The organism is Gordonia sp. NPDC003422, assembly GCF_053588675.1.
The window spans coordinates 78,071-95,021 of record NZ_JBSFQL010000004.1; the positions used below are offsets into that span (position 1 = coordinate 78,071).

At 64.6% G+C, this 16,951-nt stretch carries 19 protein-coding genes; 11 read left to right on the top strand and 8 right to left on the bottom strand.

Annotation, left to right across the window (positions count from 1 at the left end; genetic code table 11):
* The 6 genes from yidC (at nt 1) to ACWDTF_RS05250 (ending at nt 6,061) form a co-directional block, all read left to right on the top strand.
* Nucleotides 1–1,209, top strand: a complete 1,209-nt coding sequence (gene yidC / locus ACWDTF_RS05225) for a membrane protein insertase YidC (RefSeq protein ID WP_433257156.1) — start codon at nt 1–3, stop codon at nt 1,207–1,209.
* A 59-nt stretch (nt 1,210–1,268) separates the two neighbouring features.
* Nucleotides 1,269–1,946: a Jag family protein gene (locus ACWDTF_RS05230; protein ID WP_449754057.1), complete on the top strand. Its 678-nt coding sequence runs from the start codon at nt 1,269–1,271 to the stop codon at nt 1,944–1,946.
* A gap of 227 nt (nt 1,947–2,173) precedes the next feature.
* Nucleotides 2,174–2,908 carry a 16S rRNA (guanine(527)-N(7))-methyltransferase RsmG gene (gene rsmG, locus ACWDTF_RS05235; protein ID WP_449754058.1) on the top strand — a complete coding sequence of 245 codons (735 nt, stop codon included), beginning with the start codon at nt 2,174–2,176 and terminating at the stop codon, nt 2,906–2,908.
* Between the two features lie 143 nt (nt 2,909–3,051).
* A complete protein-coding gene (locus tag ACWDTF_RS05240) occupies nt 3,052–3,990 on the top strand; it encodes a ParA family protein (RefSeq protein WP_449754059.1) in 939 nt (312 codons plus the stop codon).
* 64 nt (nt 3,991–4,054) lie between these two features.
* Nucleotides 4,055–5,113 carry a ParB/RepB/Spo0J family partition protein gene (locus ACWDTF_RS05245; protein ID WP_433257148.1) on the top strand — a complete coding sequence of 353 codons (1,059 nt, stop codon included), beginning with the start codon at nt 4,055–4,057 and terminating at the stop codon, nt 5,111–5,113.
* 135 nt (nt 5,114–5,248) lie between these two features.
* Nucleotides 5,249–6,061 (top strand): hypothetical protein, encoded by an 813-nt coding sequence (locus tag ACWDTF_RS05250; protein WP_449754060.1) that lies wholly within the window; start codon nt 5,249–5,251, stop codon nt 6,059–6,061.
* Here ACWDTF_RS05250 and ACWDTF_RS05255 read toward each other — a convergent pair.
* The 5 genes from ACWDTF_RS05255 to sigM all read right to left on the bottom strand — a co-directional run bounded on the left by ACWDTF_RS05255 (nt 6,032) and on the right by sigM (nt 10,222).
* On the bottom strand, nt 6,032–7,225 hold the full coding sequence (locus ACWDTF_RS05255; protein WP_449754061.1) for an N-acetylmuramoyl-L-alanine amidase: 1,194 nt from the start codon (nt 7,223–7,225) through the stop codon (nt 6,032–6,034). The two genes, ACWDTF_RS05250 and ACWDTF_RS05255, sit on opposite strands and share 30 nt — an antisense overlap.
* 112 nt (nt 7,226–7,337) lie before the next feature.
* Nucleotides 7,338–7,676 (bottom strand): thioredoxin, encoded by a 339-nt coding sequence (trxA, locus tag ACWDTF_RS05260; protein ID WP_240855497.1) that lies wholly within the window; start codon nt 7,674–7,676, stop codon nt 7,338–7,340.
* 38 nt (nt 7,677–7,714) lie between these two features.
* Nucleotides 7,715–8,707, bottom strand: coding sequence for a thioredoxin-disulfide reductase (gene trxB / locus ACWDTF_RS05265; RefSeq protein WP_449754062.1), 993 nt, complete (start codon nt 8,705–8,707; stop codon nt 7,715–7,717).
* 135 nt (nt 8,708–8,842) lie between these two features.
* The gene (locus ACWDTF_RS05270) at nt 8,843–9,550 is read right to left on the bottom strand and encodes a hypothetical protein (protein ID WP_433257142.1); all 708 of its coding nucleotides are present in this window, start codon (nt 9,548–9,550) and stop codon (nt 8,843–8,845) included.
* A gap of 96 nt (nt 9,551–9,646) precedes the next feature.
* Entirely contained in the window at nt 9,647–10,222 is a 576-nt protein-coding gene (gene sigM / locus ACWDTF_RS05275; protein WP_355275722.1) for an RNA polymerase sigma factor SigM, read from the bottom strand.
* 337 nt (nt 10,223–10,559) lie between these two features.
* Here sigM and ACWDTF_RS05280 point away from each other — a divergent pair, with 337 nt between their 5' ends.
* The 4 genes from ACWDTF_RS05280 to ACWDTF_RS05295 all read left to right on the top strand — a co-directional run bounded on the left by ACWDTF_RS05280 (nt 10,560) and on the right by ACWDTF_RS05295 (nt 13,852).
* Nucleotides 10,560–11,204: a TetR/AcrR family transcriptional regulator gene (locus tag ACWDTF_RS05280; protein ID WP_240855485.1), complete on the top strand. Its 645-nt coding sequence runs from the start codon at nt 10,560–10,562 to the stop codon at nt 11,202–11,204.
* Nucleotides 11,201–12,472: a nucleotide disphospho-sugar-binding domain-containing protein gene (locus ACWDTF_RS05285; protein WP_433257139.1), complete on the top strand. Its 1,272-nt coding sequence runs from the start codon at nt 11,201–11,203 to the stop codon at nt 12,470–12,472. Before ACWDTF_RS05280 ends, ACWDTF_RS05285 begins: the two co-directional genes overlap by 4 nt.
* Nucleotides 12,473–12,628: 156 nt before the next feature.
* Nucleotides 12,629–13,144, top strand: a complete 516-nt coding sequence (locus tag ACWDTF_RS05290; protein WP_433257137.1) for a hypothetical protein — start codon at nt 12,629–12,631, stop codon at nt 13,142–13,144.
* A gap of 24 nt (nt 13,145–13,168) precedes the next feature.
* Nucleotides 13,169–13,852: a GNAT family N-acetyltransferase gene (locus tag ACWDTF_RS05295; RefSeq protein WP_355275729.1), complete on the top strand. Its 684-nt coding sequence runs from the start codon at nt 13,169–13,171 to the stop codon at nt 13,850–13,852.
* Nucleotides 13,853–13,861: 9 nt separating this feature from the next.
* On the opposite strand, the gene ACWDTF_RS05300 is transcribed toward ACWDTF_RS05295, so the two are convergent.
* From ACWDTF_RS05300 to ACWDTF_RS05310, 3 genes are all read right to left on the bottom strand, one after another.
* A complete protein-coding gene (locus ACWDTF_RS05300; protein WP_433257135.1) occupies nt 13,862–14,716 on the bottom strand; it encodes an oxygenase MpaB family protein in 855 nt (284 codons plus the stop codon).
* Nucleotides 14,717–14,789: 73 nt separating this feature from the next.
* Nucleotides 14,790–15,149, bottom strand: a complete 360-nt coding sequence (locus ACWDTF_RS05305) for a DUF2834 domain-containing protein (protein ID WP_433257133.1) — start codon at nt 15,147–15,149, stop codon at nt 14,790–14,792.
* A 31-nt stretch (nt 15,150–15,180) separates the two neighbouring features.
* Nucleotides 15,181–15,867 carry a TetR family transcriptional regulator gene (locus ACWDTF_RS05310; RefSeq protein ID WP_433257131.1) on the bottom strand — a complete coding sequence of 229 codons (687 nt, stop codon included), beginning with the start codon at nt 15,865–15,867 and terminating at the stop codon, nt 15,181–15,183.
* Between the two features lie 118 nt (nt 15,868–15,985).
* Between ACWDTF_RS05310 and ACWDTF_RS05315 the strand changes: the two genes are divergently transcribed.
* Nucleotides 15,986–16,933, top strand: coding sequence for a sterol desaturase family protein (locus tag ACWDTF_RS05315; protein ID WP_240855466.1), 948 nt, complete (start codon nt 15,986–15,988; stop codon nt 16,931–16,933).
* The last annotated feature ends 18 nt before the right edge of the window (nt 16,934–16,951 follow it).

The window sequence follows — 16,951 nt, forward strand, 5'->3', positions numbered from 1 at the left end:
GTGCTCAACTTCATCTACTACCCCGTCTCCGGGATCATGTGGGTCTGGCATTGGCTGTTCGACCACATCACCCCGAACACTCCCGGCGGCGACGGCATCGCGTGGGCGCTGTCGGTGGTCTTCCTGGTGTTCACCCTTCGCGCGATCCTGTACAAGCCCTTCGTCAAGCAGATCCGCACGACGAAGAAGATGCAGGAGATCAATCCGGAGCTGCAGGCGATTCGAAAGAAGTACGCCAAGGATCGGGTCAAGATGACCGAGGAGATGCAGAAGCTGCAGAAGGAGCACGGGTTCAACCCGTTGCTCGGCTGCCTGCCGATGCTCTTGCAGATCCCGGTGTTCATCGGTCTGTTCCACGTGCTGCGGTCGTTCAACCGCACCGCGACCGGCATGGGTCAGCTCGGCATGTCGCCGGAGGAAACGCGTAACGCGCCGAACTACTTCTTCAGCGTCGACCAGGTGCAGAACTTCCTCGACGCACGTCTGTTCGGCGTTCCGCTTTCGTCGTTCATCACGCAGCCGGTCACCGAGTGGCAGGCGTTTGTCGAGCCGGGCCAGCCCATCGACTTCACCCGGATGAACATTGTCATCGTGGTGATCCCGATGATGATCGTCGCCTCGATCGCCACCCATATGAACTCCCGGGCATCGGTGGCCCGCCAGCCGGAGGCCGCCCTCGAGAACCCGCAGACGCGCATGATGAACATGCTCGCGCTCTACATCTTCCCGTTGGGCATCCTGGTCACCGGTCCGTTCTTCCCCGTCGCGATCCTCCTCTACTGGATGAGCAACAACATCTGGACCTACGGGCAGCAGCACCTCGTCTTCGGCCGTATCGCCAAGGAAGAAGAGGAAGCCAAGCTCGCGAAGCAGGAGAAGCTGAAGGCCAACTCCCCCAAGCCGGGAGCGAAGCCGGTTCGCATGAAGAAGGGCCAGGCGTCGACGTCCGACGAGACAGTCGCGGCCGATGCGGCAACTGAGACCGATGCTGCTGTGACCGATGCTGCCGCGAGCGAGCCGGAGGAGACCGACGGCGCGTCCAGCGCCGCAACCGAGGCCGGCGTGAAACCCAAACCCGGACAGAAACCCACACGCCCGGGCGGGCGTTCCGGGTCGGGTTCGAGTCCCGGATCGAAGAAGCAGAACTCCGGCAATCGCGGCGGGAAGAAGGCCGGCAATCGCGGTGGCCGACGCGGTGGCCGAAGATGACGCTCGATCTCGAGCAACAAAGACTTGTTGGTGGAAGCACAGAGTTAGGTGGATGTGAGATGACGGAGACTGCGACCCAGAGCGATCGCGAGACCGAGCAGGTGAACGAGTCGGCTGCGGTGGATGCCGCTGCGGTGGATGCCGCTGCGACGACCGAGGAGCCGGGACAGAGCGTCGCACCTGCGGAGTCGGATGTCGAAGATGTGGTCGCCGAGACCGATGATTCGGATGACGCGGACGACGACGCGGATGATGCGGATGAGGGTGACGAGGAGGATCGTCTGGTCGAGGAAGGCGAGATCGCCGGCGACTACCTCGAGCAACTCCTCGACGTCCTCGACTTCGACGGCGACATCGATCTCGACGTCGACGGTGATCGCGCGATTGTGAGCATCGACGGCGGAGACGATCTTGCCAAGCTGGTCGGCCGCAAGGGCGAGGTGCTGGACGCACTGCAAGAGCTCACCCGACTCGCTGTTCAACAGGCGACCGGTGATCGCAGTCGGCTCATGCTCGACATCGCGCGGTGGCGTGCGGATCGTCGCGACCGCCTCGCCCGGCTTGGCCGAGAGGTCGCCGAGCGCGTGCTGGCGTCAGGTGACCGCGAGGCACTCGATCCCATGACCCCGTTCGAGCGCAAGATCGTGCACGACGCGGTCGCCGACGTCGAGGGTGTGGTGAGCGAGAGCGAGGGCGCAGAACCGAAGCGCCGCGTGGTGGTACTCCCCACTGCTTGATCCGCCGGATCTACAGACAGGCTGATCTAGAGACAAGGCCCCGACGTGTTCGGGGCCTTGTCTGTTTTCTTGGCTCTGAATTACAGCAGTGTTGTTTCACGTGAAACATGGGCGACTGTGGATCGCTGGCCAGCTTCGGCGGCATCTGTGGATGGGCAGCCACCCGGCCATGGGACCGACTGTTTCACGTGAAACACTGAACCATCGAGCTTCGACGCAAGGGGGCAATGAAAGTGTCAGATCAACGAGACGATGATCGCAACGACACCGACTCGAAGGACGACGCAATCGAGATGTCCGCTACCCCGCCCGCAACAGCTGCCGGTGTGTTCGGTGACCGCCTCGAGTTGGCGCAGGCATACCATCGGATCCTTGCGACCGACGGCATCGATCATGGACTGATCGGTCCGCGGGAGATTCCCCGACTGTGGGATCGACACATCCTCAATTGCGCGGTGATCGAGGAGCAGATCGGCCAGGGCGAGGCCGTCGTCGACATCGGGAGTGGGGCCGGCCTGCCCGGGATCCCGTTGGCGATCGTGCGTCCGGATCTTGAGGTGGTGCTCCTGGAACCTCTGCTTCGGCGGAGCACATTCCTCGAGCGGGCGGTCGACGAGCTCGGCTTGCCAGTGCGCGTGGTGCGTGGTCGGGCGGAGGAGCGCGTCGTACGTGACGAGCTCGGTGGCAGGGACGTGGCTACGTCGCGTGCGGTCGCGCCGTTGGAACGGCTGAGCAAATGGTCCGCCCCGCTCATACGTCCCGGCGGTCGTCTGGTTGCCATCAAGGGCGCGTCGGCCGCCGACGAGATCGAACGTGACGCAGCAGCAGTGGGCCGGGCGGGGATCGGCGGTCTACATGTGGAGCTGTGTGGTGAGGCCATTCTGCCCTCCCCCACCACCGTCGTGGTCGGTGTGAGGTCGGAGCGTGGCGGTCGCGAACGCGGTCGCGGAAGGAAGCGGTGAGCTAGGTGGTATGGAGTCCGCGGAGGGCGCAGAATAGGAAGCGGTCCGCCGGAGAAGTGAAGGGCGGCCCGCAACCGCATTCGGCAGATGCCGTCGGCGCAGCAGGCGCCAACGGTTACGAGGTCGGGCAAAGGAGTCAACGCGTGGTCGACCAGGACCCGAACGTTTCACGTGAAACAGCCGAGGGAGTTCCCTACGACGACACTCCGATTGCAGCCGCCGCGGAACGGGCCAGTCAGGTCTTGACTCCCGGTGGCGCCGGCCAACTCCCCCGTCCATCCCAGACCCGCATCATGACGGTGGCGAATCAGAAGGGTGGTGTCGGCAAGACAACCACCGCCGTGAACATCGCCGCCGCACTTGCTCTGCATGGTCTGCGCGTCCTGGTCGTCGACCTCGACCCACAGGGCAACGCGAGTACGGCGTTGGGGATCGACCACCGCGCGCCCGACATCGCCTCGGTTTACGAGCTGTTGCTCGGCGAGGTGACGCTGAGGGAAGCGATCCAGCAGAGTCCCAGCAACGAGCGCCTCTTCTGTGTTCCGGCCACCCTCGACCTGGCCGGCGCCGAGATCGAGCTCGTCTCTCTGGTGGCACGCGAGAACCGGCTGCGCAATGCGCTCTCGGAGGAAACTCTCGCTGAGTTCGACATCGATTACGTCTTCATTGACTGTCCCCCATCGCTCGGGCTCCTCACCGTCAATGCGATGGTCGCGGCACGTGAGGTGCTGATCCCGATTCAGTGCGAGTACTACGCGCTGGAAGGTGTGGGGCAGCTTCTCCGGAACATCGAGCTGGTGCAGGCGCATCTCAATCCGGGACTCCATGTGTCCACGATCGTTCTGACGATGTACGACGGCCGCACCAAGCTCGCCGATCAGGTGGCCGAAGAGGTGCGACGACACTTCGGCGACAAGGTCCTCGGCGCGATCATCCCGCGCAGCGTGAAGGTGTCGGAAGCACCGGGCTATGCCATGACGATCATCGAATACGACCCCGGATCCCGTGGTGCGATGAGCTACCTCGACGCGGCGCGTGAACTGGCGCTCCGCTCCCCCGCACCGGAGACCGCACGCGCATGACGCGAAGTGGTAGCGGGCAACAGCAGTGCACACCCATCGAGACCTTGCCGGGAGGACAACCATCATGAGTCCACGTGAAACCGCACAGCGCCGTGGCGGACTCGGACGCGGGCTGGCAGCCCTCATTCCTACCGGACCGGTGGATGACCAGGCGACGGGTGCGCCTCGCATGGGTGCGGCGGCTGCCGATGTGGTGATCGGCAAGTCGGCTGCCCCGGAGTCCGGCACTCAGCGGCCGACGACCGCCGGCGGGGCCGCGACGGCCACACTCACCCAACCCCTACCCCACGATGAGGTGGGTGCGGTCTATCGCGAGATCCCGCCCGCCGAGATCGAACCCAACCCGAACCAGCCACGCACGGTCTTCGACGAGGAGGCCCTCGCCGAACTGGTTCACTCCATCACCGAGTTCGGACTGATGCAGCCGATCGTGGTGCGCGAGCTGCCCGAGCCGACGGCGTCGGGCGTCCGATTCCAGTTGGTCATGGGTGAACGACGGTGGCGGGCGAGCCAAGAAGCCGGGCTCGAGGCGATCCCGGCGATCGTTAGAGAGACGCCCGACGGCGACATGCTGCGCGACGCGCTGCTCGAGAACATTCATCGGGCTCAGCTGAACCCGTTGGAAGAGGCTGCCGCGTACCAGCAGCTGCTCGACGAGTTCGGCGTCACTCACGAGGAGCTCGCCTCTCGCCTCGGCCGTTCGCGTCCGTTGATCTCGAACATGATCCGTCTCCTGAAGCTCCCGATCCCGGTCCAGCGCCGGGTCGCAGCCGGCGTGTTGTCGGCGGGCCACGCACGCGCGCTCCTCTCCCTGGAGACCGGAAGCGACGGGCAAGAGGCACTCGCTGCGCGCATCGTCGCCGAAGGGTTGTCGGTGCGCGCCACCGAAGAGGCAGTGACCCTCGCAAACCGGGGCGACGGGCCGGACGGTCGGTCGCCGGCCGCGCCCAAGCGCCGGCAGATGCAAATGCCCGGACTCCAAGATCTTGCCGAGCGACTCTCGGATCGGCTCGACACGAGGGTTACAGTCGGATTGGGCAAGCGAAAGGGCAAGATCGTGGTGGAGTTCGGATCGGTGGAAGACCTCGAGCGGATTGTCGGCGTCATCGACCCCAAGAAGTGATTCGTCGGCCGAAGATCCCCTTATGATGACCCACGGAAGTTATGTCACTGTGACGACAACGCGCCCTGTCAATCAAAAGCTATGGGCTGCAACATGTTTGGCTGACCGTACGTTGAAGTCGAAGATCGGGTGACGATGGGCACCGGAATCGTTCGCCTCGACCTCGACTCGTTCGAGTTGCTGCCCCAACACACCCGGCGGTGCGTGTTCTGGGAGGTGGATCCGGCGACAAATCAGGGGCGGCCCGGTGACACGGCGATGTTCGGTGACCTCGGTGCTTTCGAGAGCGAGTTCGACAAAGAAGCGTGGATCTCCGGGCTCTTGCTCGAGTGGGGAACGTGCGGACAGATCGCGGTCGATACGGCAACCAACAGCGTCGTCGGGACAGCCTTCTACGCCCCGCCCAATCGGGTGCCGCGGTCGACGTCCTTCCCCACTTCCCCGGTGAGTCACGACGCCGTGCTGTTGACGAGCATTCGGACCGAACCCGGTCACGACGAAGCCGCGACGCTTCTGCTCGACGCGGTGCTCGCAGATCTCATGCGTCGAGGAGTCCGAGCCGTTGAAGCCTTCGGTCTCGTGCGGTCGGCGCATCAGCCGGGCGACGGTGACATGGCCTCAGAGGAGGGGCTGAGTTCATGGACCGACGAATCCATCGTGGAAGTCGCCCGGGAAATCCTCGACGGTCCCCAGGGTGATCTGTGCACGGCCTGCATGATCGACGCCGGCTTCCTCAAGGACTCGGCCTTCGACGTTGTCGCGAGCCATCCCCGGTTCCCGCGATTTCGTCTCGAACTCGACGAGGGGCTCGGCTGGAAGTTCGAGGTCGAGAGTGCCCTGGAGAAGCTGGTGGTGATGGCGGCGATCGATCTGGCAGGACGTGAACGCAGCGCCGTGCCGGTCGGGCTGAAGGGAGCTCTAGCTGGAGATCTCTTCGGCCGCCAGTAGTTCGGCGAAAGTGTAACTGCCGGTAGGCCTGTCGTCCTGGCCCAGCAGGTACAGCCGCTTGACCGCAACCAGGATGGCCTCGGCGATGACGTTGCGGTAGTTCGAATCCTCAAGCGTTGCAGAGTCTTCGGGGTTGGTGATGTAGCCGATGTCGATGAGCGCCACCGGCATGCGGGTCAGACGCAACAGATCCCACGTGCGTTCGTGTGTGCGGCAGTCGGCAAGTGGTGTGCGCGCAGCGATCTCGCGCTGAATGTAGCCGGCGAGGTTGCGGCCGATGGTCGAGTACGACCCGTGGCTGTTCCCGAAGTAGAACGACGCCACGCCGTGTGCCTTCGGGTTGCGGTAGTGCCCGCAGCGCAAGGCGATCATCAGATCGGCGTCCATGAGGTTCGCGACACGTGCTCGTTCGTCGTCGGATGGGTGTCCGCGGCCATCGTGCGACAGGAACGTTTCCATGCCCGCCGCCGCCATGCGCCCTTCGAGCCGGGCGGCGAGATCCCACAACAGACGCGACTCGTGCTCGGCGGTGTCACCGAACGAAAGGTCGTGCAGGCCACCGGAACCCGGATCGATCAAGATACGTTTACCGGACAAGCGGGGACCCGAGCGTCGGACGTGTTCCTCTTCTCGGATCGCATGCGGCGATCCGCCGGTGACCCGGGTGCCGAGACGCTCGAGAGAACGCAGGGTCGCCGGACCGCAGATGCCGTCCGACGACAATCCGTATTCGCTCTGATATAGCCGGACGGCGGTGTCGGTGGTTTCGCCGAAGACACCGTCGACCAGTGAGGTGTAGTACCCGAGGTTCTGCAGCCGGCTTTGCAGCGTCGCCACATCGTCGCCGACCATGGGCGCGGAAAAGCGGAATGCCAGCACGCGGGCGCCAAGCTGATACGAGGCCTCGCGGAGCGCGCGGTAGGTGGCCGGACCGACGATGCCGTCGACGATCAGCCCCCGTTCTTGCTGGAAGGCGCGGACAGCCTGGTCGGTAGCGTCGTCGAAGATCTGTTCCGGAGCGTCGAAGACGGCCTCCGGAGGGGTCCAGCCGTTGGTGGGACCGCCGAATCCGGTGGCACGGGTGGGCAGCAGACCGCGTCCGGCCAGGATGGCGCGGATCTCGGCAACCGCCGATCCGTGATCCCCCAGGCGGAACAATGGCATCGCTGACACTCCTCGTCTCGTCAGGCTGCATTCTCTCAGGTGGCCCCGGCACCGCCAAATACTGGCGTCGCCGAGGCCTCGACCTGGGAGTTTGCTGACCGGGGTGTGGGTGTCAGGCGGAGGTGCCCACCACGGTGTCGAGTTCACGCAGGAGCGCGGCCTTGCCCTTGGCTCCGACGATGGTCTTGGTGGGCTGACCGTTCTCGAACAGGATCATGGTCGGGATCGACATGATCTGGAAGTCCCGCGCGGTGGCTGGGCTCTCGTCGACGTCGAGCTTGGCGACGGTGAGCTTGTCGCCGTGGTCGCGGGCGATCTCCTCGAGCACCGGAGCGACCATGCGGCACGGACCGCACCAGGTTGCCCAGAAATCGACGAGCACCGGCTTGTCGGAGCCGAGCACGGTGTCCTTGAATGTGGCGTCGTTGACGACGACGGTGTTTGCACCCATGGTGGTGTCCTCCTCAGTGGAAAGGTGTGTTGCTGGTTTCAGGCGGGGGCTTGGACCGGCTCGGCGTCGGCCACGGTCAGGTCGGCGGCTTCTCCCTGTTCGGCGAGCCAGCGCTCGGCGTCGATCGCGGCGGCACACCCGCTTCCGGCGGCGGTGATCGCCTGGCGGTAGGTGTGGTCGACGAGGTCGCCGGCAGCGAAGACGCCGGGCAACGACGTATACGTGGTGCGACCCTGCACCTGCACGTACCCCTCGCTGTCGAGGTCGACCTGGCCGCGCACCAGTTCGCTGCGCGGGTCGTGCCCGATGGCGACGAACATGCCGGTGACGTCGAGATTCTGGGTATCGCCGGTGCGGGTGTCGGCGAGGACGAGACCGCTGACCGAGCCGTCGCCGATGACCGACTGCACCCCGGCGTTGGTGACGAACCGGATCTTGTCGTTGGCCTTGGCCCGTTCGAGCATGATCTTGGACGCCCGGAACTCTTCGCGCCGGTGCACCAACGTCACGCTGCGCGCGAACTTGGTCAAGAAGGTCGCTTCTTCCATCGCGGAGTCGCCACCACCGATGACGGCGATGTCCTGGTCCTTGAAGAAGAAGCCGTCGCAGGTGGCACAGGCCGAGACGCCACGGCCGAGGAGTTGCTGTTCCCCTTCCACGCCCAGGTAGCGGGCTGCGGCGCCCATGGCGAGGATGACGGCGCGTGCCCGGAAGACCTCGCCACCGGCCTCGACCTCCTTCACCGCATCGGTGAGGCGCACCGCGTCGACGTCTTCCATGCGGAGGTCGGCGCCGAAGCGCAGCGCCTGCTCACGCATCTCGTCCATCAGTGCAGGCCCCTGGATTCCGTTCTGGAAGCCGGGAAAGTTCTCCACCTCGGTGGTGGTCATCAGTGCGCCGCCGAACTGGGTTCCTTCGAAGACGATCGGCGCCAACTCGGCGCGCGCCGCGTACACCGCTGCGGTGTATCCGGCCGGTCCCGAACCGATGATGATCACCTCATGGATCTGGTTCGATGTCGTCTCGCTCATCCATCCTCCGTGCTCTGACGCCGTTGGCCTCGTCCCGGGTTGCCGGGAGGGCGTCACGGCTGCTTCAACACAAGGGTAAGCGGAGATGTTCCCCCATCGGTGACCTGCACCGAGTGATTCGGCCAGACGTCTGACTCAGGGTGCGCCGATGGTGGTGCGGGTGATGGTGGAGGGGTGACCGGTGTCACAGTCGGTACCGACCACCAGGGCGTCGAAGCGACCGGCGACTCCGGTCGACAGCAGAATGACGGCGGCCGGCCGTCCGTCGCTGGTGATCGGTCCCGACCCGACGACCACCGCGTCGTCGGGCACACCGTTGGCGGCGAGGCAGCGTCGTAGTGCGGCGGCGGATCCGAACGGAGCGCTGTCGGAATGGCCGAGGACCGACAACGCAGAGACGAGTTCGTCCCCGCTGAGTGTGCGCGAGGGCGTGGCGGGGGTCGACGACGCCGCGATGGGTGGTGCGGCGTCATCGGAGGAGGCCCTTATGACGAGCACCGACACCCCGAGGACGACGAACAGCAGTACCACTGCGGCAGCCGAGAGAATCCGCGTGCGCGGTGGATGCGAACCGGCGCGGGATGGCGGCGCCGCGGCGAGATCGGTGAGGGTGGCACCCACACGCGCGCGGACATCATCGGGAACGTCGACCATGTCGGTGGCACTGGCAGCGAGATCGTGTCGCGTGGCGGCCAGTGCGCGCAGGACAGCCTGGGCGCGCGGGTCGTGGGCGATCTGCTGAAACATATGTGCCGCAACATCATCGGGTAGGGCTCCGGCATCGAGATCGGCGAGGAGGTCGGCAGAGTAGGGCGGATCTGGCAGATCACTCTGCGGGGTCATCGTTTCAGTCTTCCATTCTGGGTGTGCGTCGGATCGGGTTGCATCGGTTCGGTGGTCTCGATGTCTTGGACGCACGCGATCCAGTTTCGGTTCCCATCAATTCTCACGGAGATGCCCCAGCGCCTTGGCGAGTCGCAGCCGGCCGCGCGCACAGCGACTCTTGATCGTGCCCTCCGCGACGCCGAGCAGCTTCGCCGCGTCGGCGACGGAGTATCCCTCGATGTCGACAGCCACGATCGCTGCGCGCTGGTCGGCGGTGAGCACGTCGAGAGCACGACCGATAGACACCGAAAGATCAACGGCTGCAGTGTGATCCGTTGCGTCCATCAGTTCCGGCACATCCCATCCGGGGAGCGAGATGGCCTTCTGTGCCTTCGTCCGACGAATCCGATCGAAACACGAGTTGAGCACGATGCGATGCAGCCAACTGATGACCTTGGCGTCGGCCCGAAACCGGTGAGCGGTGCGATGCGCGCTGAGCAGGGCGTCTTGGAGGGCGTCGGCGGCGTCGTCGGGGTTGCCGGTGGTGCGGTATGCGAGTGACCAGAGGTAGGTGAGGTGGCGTTCGATGAGGATGGTGAAGGCTTGGGGGTCGCCGTTGCCGTGGGCGGTGATGAGTTCTTCGTCGGTGCGCGTATCTGACGCGTGCAGTTGACGTTTCCCCCAGGCCATGGGCTGAGACTAGTGCAGGATCGGGGTGGTCGATGGTCGATGTCGGGGTTGTGCACAGCGGTGTGAGGTGTGGACGTGGACAGTCCGGCTACGGCGACGCGCGGACGTGGCGGACGTGGAGCCGAAGACCTCGACAAGACAGATCTCCCCGCAGCGGTCCGGCTGATCCTCCAGACCGATCAGCCACGCCGAGAACATCGACTCGGGCGTCAACATCGCTCGACACGTCACCTCGACCCGCCCGCGAAGCGGTGTCATACCCCAGAGGGTCGACTGTGCCTCGCGTACGACCTCCAACCATGTGGCGAATCTAGACCGCACGGTCTATGATTAGACCGTGCGGTCGAAACTCGAATCCGAACGGACCTTTGCCGACCAAGCGCGTCGGCGGCAGATCGTCGCATGCGCAATCGATCTGATCGCCGAAGTCGGCTACCCGCAGGCGTCGCTGGCGAAGATCGCCGAGCGCGCTGGCATCGCGAAAAGTGTTGTGCTCTACCATTTCAAGAACAAGGACGAAATCGTCGAGGGTGTCGTTGCCTCGGTGTTCGAGGCGTCCGTCGCGATCATTGCTCCGCGCGTGCTGGCTGCGACAACGCCGCCGGAGCGACTCATTGCTTACATCGAGTCGAATGGTGAGTTCCTCGATCGCCACCGTCGAGAAGCCGTGGCCTTGCACGAGGTGTCCCTTGGCTATCGCGACGCGTCGGGTCGACGATTCGATCAGGCGGTGGTAGCCGATGTCGAAGAGCACGGCATTCCAAGCGAATTCGCGATACTCGACCCACTCGTCATCCTGCAGAAGGGTTTGACCTCAGGCGAGTTCGCGTCCGACGCAGATCCGCTGACACTCAAGAACATTCTTCGCGCGTCCCTCGACGGGGCGGTGAGCGAACTGTCGCGCGACGCCGACTACGACGTGATCGCGCACTGCGCCGCTGTACGGAACTTGTTCGTCAACGCGTTAGGAGCACAGTCATGAGCCCACGTGTCACAATCCTGGCCTTCGGGACCCGCGGCGACGTCGCGCCCATCATCGGTCTGGCCGCGGGTCTGCAAGGCGACCTCGGCGCGGATGTATCTGTAGCGGCGCAGCACCCGTACGAGCAGATGGTCACCGATGCTGGACTCGAGTTCCGACTCTTGCCGCGTGACACCGAGAGTGACACGCGTGCTTCAGAGTACGGACAAGCGATGGTCGACGGTCGTCGAATGCGACCGACAAAGGACGCGTTGGCGGGCATGCGACGAGATCTGGTGGGCGTCGGAGAAGCCATGGCGAAGGCGTCCGCCGATGCCGACCTCGTCCTGTGTGAAGGGCCCGTCGGCGGTCTGCTCGGATGGCATGCGGCCCAAGCCTGCGGTGTCCGGAGCGCAGCGCTGATGCTGCAGCCTGCCTACCCGACAGGCGATTTCGCTCCCCCGGCACTCGGTACCAGGTCGTTCGGGCGCTTCGGTAACCGTACGGCCTGGCGATTGGGCGCAGCCGGTGAGCGCGTGTTTGCGCCTCTGGTGGACGATCTACGGGCATCGCTGGGATTGCCGGACCAATCGCGAAGCAGTGTGCAGAAGCGCAAGCGTGAGTGGATCCAACTCTGCGGCTTCAGTGAGTCCGTCGTCGCACGACCCCGAGACTGGCCGGAGAGCGTTCACATCACCGGATACTGGTGGCCGGACGATGATTCGGAGTATCAGCCACCGGCCGAATTGGCGTCCTTCCTCGAGGACGGCCCGCCACCGGTGTACGTCGGCCTGGGTAGCACCGCGCTGAGCGATGGGAGCGAAATCAGCGACATGGTTAGAGCGGCCCTACGCGCAGCGGGACGTCGCGGCCTCGTTAATCGCGGATGGGCGAATCTCGATGGAGGCTCGGATGATCCGGATGTGCTGACGATCGACGATGTTCCTCATAGCTGGTTGCTTCCGCGTGTCTCGGCCGCGATCCATCACTGCGGCGCAGGTACAACCGCCGCGACTCTACGGGCGGGCATCCCCAGCGTCGCGCTACCCGGGATCATGGACCAACCGTTCTGGGCGCTGCGCTTGCATCGACTCGGCTGTGCGCCCGAGCCGATTCCCCGAACCTCGGCCACCCGCGACAATCTGGCCGCGGCATTGTCGGCGTTGTCCGACGACAAGGGTGCCGAGTATCGGTTTCGTGCAAGAGAGTTGGCCGATCACCTCGCGCGAGAGGACGGTGTGGCCAACGCCGTCGCACTTGTCGAGCGCGTGCTCGCCGGGTCGGCCTGAATGTCATTCAAACTGAACAACAACGCCCGGCACCAACTGTAACCGTGGGTATTCTCAGCGCGGAACCGCGACCTGCGACGGTCGTCACCGAACAGGGGGAATCAGATGACGATGACGGATCCGGCGAAACACCTTACCACCAAGCAGATTACGGCAGTGTCTGACAACACGCAGAAGAAGGTCGGTGAGTGGATCACCTGGCCGCAGCGCGCACGAGCGTCGAACCTCGCCTGGTGGTGGGGCAGCCTGACCGTTGCCGTGCTCGGCCTGTTCTGGCTGGGGTGGTGGGGAATGCACCCGGGAGCGCCGTCGTGCGACGGGGAGACCATGAGCCCTGGTGACAGTTGCATCTTCACCAACGGTGGTGCCAAGAGCTACGACGAAATGGCCGAGCCCAAGACGGCCCTCGCGATTGCCTGCGCGGTCATCGCGGTGCTCCTGGTGGCCTGGGTGACGACGGTGAGCCTGCGGGCCCGCAAACCAACGCCGGCCGAGGCGGCCTCTTTCTCTGCGACGGCGACCGCCTATCGCGCGTCCGTGGTCGAGTCGGTGCAGGGCAACCCAGACGATGCGGTTATGGCGTACCACCTCGAGCTGCTCGACAAGATGGTCACCAAGGCGTTGGAGCGCAACGGTATCGAGATCCGTGGACACCAAGTGTCCGTTGTCTGACGGCCATGGCGGTACCGTCGTCGCGTGGACACAAACCCGTTGGACAACCCCGCGTATGCGGCACTGTCCGGCCCGCATGCCCACGTTGCCGAGCGTCGTGGTCGGGCGCTGCGGTATCCGGCGGACGTCAACCCGATCGCAGCGTTGCCGTTGGATCCGACCCAGCAGGATTGGGCCGACGCATGCGAACTCGTCGGTCCCGGCGGCTCCCTGTTTCTCCCCGTAGTGCCGGTGAACCCGCCGCCCGACTGGCATGTTCGACTGAGCATGCCCGGCGTTCAGATGGTGGCCGAGCACATGCTCGACCTCGAATCCGACGAGGAGGCAGCCGAACTCGGAGCGTCCGACGTACTCGACATGCTGGATTTGGTCGGACGCACGCGACCCGGACCCTTCGCCGAACGGACCATCGAACTCGGCACCTACCTCGGTATTCGCCGCCATGGTCGGCTCGTCGCGATGGGTGGCGAACGCCTGCTGGTGCCCGGATGGACCGAGATCAGTGCCGTGTGTTCCGATCCGCAGTTCCGGGGTCAGGGTTTGGCGGGTAGTCTGATAATACTGCTGTGCAACCGGATTCGCGCTCGCGGGCGTACTCCGTTCTTGCACGTCGCGAGCGACAACACCAATGCCATCCGGCTCTATGAGAACCTCGGGTTCGTCGTGCGCAGCGAGGTGATGTTCACCCTGTTGACGGCGCCGAAGTGAGGTCGACGCTCACACCAACGGAATACCCAACCGGTTGCGTACCCGGGTGTCCCACAGGAACAGTCGGAAGATCAACTGTGCCAACCACAATGGTTTGCGACGCTCGCGTTTGACGAGCTTGTCGACGTAGTCGTCGAACCATTGTTGGTCGTCGGCCGACCACTCGACCCGCATGGCCGCTCGGAACGGCTCCGGTAGGTAGCCGATGGTACGACGGTACTTCACCGGTCCGTGCCGCTTCTGCACCCAGCGCGGCGCGTAGCCGAAATTGGCTATGCCGAGCAAGAATTCGCGGATCTCGTCGTCGATGTGGAGGTTGGCTGTCTGCTCATTCCAGTACGTCTCGAACGCGTCGCGATCGACAGGCCAGAGTTCGGCCGGCATCTGCAGAGTGGTTCCGCAGACCTTGCCCTGCTGGTAGAACTCCTCGCGCTGTGCGCCGCGCAGTGGTCCGCGCACACGCTCGTAGATGTCTTCCCAGCCGAGGTACAGGCATGCCGCGACCCACAATTGGAGCCGCGGATCCATCGCGTTGTACTCGACGGGACTGTCGTCGACCGAACGGACCTGTGCGTGTTGACGATTCACCGCCTGCCGAAATCGCCGTCGGTCGTCGGCACTACCCATCGCGGCCACCGCGAGGTACGACGCCGTCGTGCGCCCACGCTTGATCGGATGCAGATCGAGGCGTCCACTCTCGACCGTGCTGTGTGCGACTCCGTAGCCGATGGCGGGATTGGCGAGTTGCATGATGACGTTCGCCGTACTCATCGTCTGTCCCATCGACAGCAGCGACTTCGCAAACAGCCTGCTGTCGATGTGATCCATCTCGACCCGCGACATCCGGTGGGTGTCTTGCGCCATGGTCTCCCCCAACACTCAATCTGACTACGTCTGTAACCAGATACCTCGAGTATGCGGTGCTATCGGCACACTGTCAACGACCACCCGCAGCCGCGCGGTCGCGTACCAGCAGGAAGAAGGGAATGGCGGTCGCGATCCCCACGCCGAACGTCAGCACCAGCGACGCCAGCCACCACCGCAGAATGCGGAGCTTCTTGGCCTCGACGACCGCCCACAGGTGGAAGGCGATCACCACGTAGGTCAGGTCGACCATCGCGAAGCGGCCGGGTGTGGTCTTGAGGATGTCTCCGCCGAAGAAGTCGCCGACCGATCGCCAGCCGTTCTCGCGGACGTAAGGTATGGCGATGGCGTTCTGGGTGACGAACGCGGAGAGGAACACGATCAGTAGTGAGCGTTCGCGCCACGGTGATGGGGTGTCGGTCTGCGTGGTCATCGGTCCTCCTGGTGGGTGGTTGCGTCGGGCGTCATGGTGCCAGCCAGCGTGCGTGCGCATCGATGAACAGCTCAACCCCGACATCGCGAATGGCTGTGAGGTCGAACAGCGACGGGTCGGCGGTGTCGTCGGGGCCGAAGCCCTGGGTGTGACTCGTGTACCAGTCCACGAGGAGCTGGGTGATGGCGCCGACCAGGGCGATCGCGGCCAAACGCTGACTGGCCGCTGCGGGGACACCGCCCCTCGCGAGCAGGATGATGAGGTCCGCCCAACCGTGAATTGCGTTGAGGCGCAATCGTTCCAGATCCTCGTCGACACCCACCACCTCGACCAACATGACGCGGGCCCGATGGGGATTCTCGGCGAGCGCGGTGATGAACGCGCCCAGGGTGGCACGGGCTACAACGGGGACGTCCGTGGTGGCCACTCCCCCGCCGTCGGCCGGCAACAGTGGCGTCGCGACCTCCATGACCTGTGATCGTGCGAAGGTGACGCAGTCCTCGTAGACGCCGGCCAGCAACGCCGAGCGGTCGGCGAAGGATTCGTAGAAGTAGCGCTGGGTGAGACCGGCGTGGTCGCACACCCGCTTCACCGAAACGGCGCGGAAGCCGTGGGTTCCGAACAATTCGAGTCCCGCGGAGATCAGCTCCGCGCGGCGACGCTCGCGGCGGAGGTCCGCGTCGGCTCCTCCATACCGTCGACCCTCGGTTTCGCTCACGACCCTCTTTCCGTTGTCGGCCGCGTCCGACGATAGACCGGACGCATCTGACATGCTATCGTGTCAGAAATTGGCTATCTGACCCGATCTCGTGTCAGATGAACCGTGAGGAGCCGACATGCTGGACTTTCTGCCCGAAGCGATGCGAGAACCGACAGTTGTCGCGATCCCGTTCTTCGTGACGATGGTGGTACTGGAATGGGTGGCCGCCGCCAAGCTCGAGCACACCGAGACGCAGCGGCCGTCGCAGCGAGAGGTGCGCGAGTCGTCCGCGGCCGGCACTTACAACTGGCGTGACTCGCGGGCGAGCCTGCAGATGGGGCTCGTCTCCATCGCGACCAGCGCAGGGTGGAAGGCCCTTGGGCTCCTCGCCTACTCCGCGATTTTCGCCTACCTCGCGCCGTGGCAACTGTCGGCGACGACGTGGTGGACGTGGGTGGTGGCCTTCGTCGCGCTCGACTTCCTGTTCTATTGGGAACATCGGATGGCGCATCGTGTCCGACTGATCTGGGCGACGCACCAGGCCCATCACTCAAGCGAGTACTTCAACTTCACGACGGCCCTGCGGCAGAAGTGGAACAACAGTGCAGGACTGGTGATGTGGTTGCCCCTCCCCTTGCTCGGGATTCCACCCGCCGTGGTGTTCGGTGTGTACTCTCTGAATCTGGTCTACCAGTTCTGGATTCACACGGAGCGCATCGGAAAGCTCTGGCGACCTATTGAATTCGTCTTCAACACACCGTCGCATCACCGCGTGCACCACGGCAGTGACGCCGACTACCTCGACCGCAACTACGGCGGCACCTTCATCATCTGGGACCGCATGTTCGGCACCTTCACCGCCGAGGCGCAGCGTCCCACCTATGGACTCACCAAGCCGATCGACACCTACAACATCTGGCGTCTGCAGACCCACGAGTATGCGGCGATCCTTCGAGATGTCCGACACACGAGAGGCTTTCGCAATCGGCTTGGGTACCTGTTCGGTCCGCCCGGATGGACGGCCCCCGACCCCGACGAGGTGTCAAGCTCCCGCGCGGAGCACGACACAGTGAAGATTCGGTGAGGACTCGCGCAACTGCAC

Bases quoted from the DNA above. Each gene is read 5' to 3' on its own strand.
- rsmG (WP_449754058.1), top strand. From the start codon at position 2,174: ATGAAAGTGTCAGATCAACGAGACGATGATCGCAACGACACCGACTCG.
- ACWDTF_RS05315 (WP_240855466.1), top strand. From the start codon at position 15,986: ATGCTGGACTTTCTGCCCGAAGCGATGCGAGAACCGACAGTTGTCGCG.
- sigM (WP_355275722.1), bottom strand. From the start codon at position 10,222: ATGGCCTGGGGGAAACGTCAACTGCACGCGTCAGATACGCGCACCGAC.
- ACWDTF_RS05255 (WP_449754061.1), bottom strand. From the start codon at position 7,225: ATGCCATTGTTCCGCCTGGGGGATCACGGATCGGCGGTTGCCGAGATC.
- trxB (WP_449754062.1), bottom strand. From the start codon at position 8,707: ATGAGCGAGACGACATCGAACCAGATCCATGAGGTGATCATCATCGGT.
- ACWDTF_RS05285 (WP_433257139.1), top strand. From the start codon at position 11,201: ATGAGCCCACGTGTCACAATCCTGGCCTTCGGGACCCGCGGCGACGTC.
- ACWDTF_RS05230 (WP_449754057.1), top strand. From the start codon at position 1,269: ATGACGGAGACTGCGACCCAGAGCGATCGCGAGACCGAGCAGGTGAAC.
- ACWDTF_RS05270 (WP_433257142.1), bottom strand. From the start codon at position 9,550: ATGACCCCGCAGAGTGATCTGCCAGATCCGCCCTACTCTGCCGACCTC.
- ACWDTF_RS05245 (WP_433257148.1), top strand. From the start codon at position 4,055: ATGAGTCCACGTGAAACCGCACAGCGCCGTGGCGGACTCGGACGCGGG.
- ACWDTF_RS05300 (WP_433257135.1), bottom strand. From the start codon at position 14,716: ATGGCGCAAGACACCCACCGGATGTCGCGGGTCGAGATGGATCACATC.
- ACWDTF_RS05250 (WP_449754060.1), top strand. From the start codon at position 5,249: ATGGGCACCGGAATCGTTCGCCTCGACCTCGACTCGTTCGAGTTGCTG.
- trxA (WP_240855497.1), bottom strand. From the start codon at position 7,676: ATGGGTGCAAACACCGTCGTCGTCAACGACGCCACATTCAAGGACACC.
- ACWDTF_RS05305 (WP_433257133.1), bottom strand. From the start codon at position 15,149: ATGACCACGCAGACCGACACCCCATCACCGTGGCGCGAACGCTCACTA.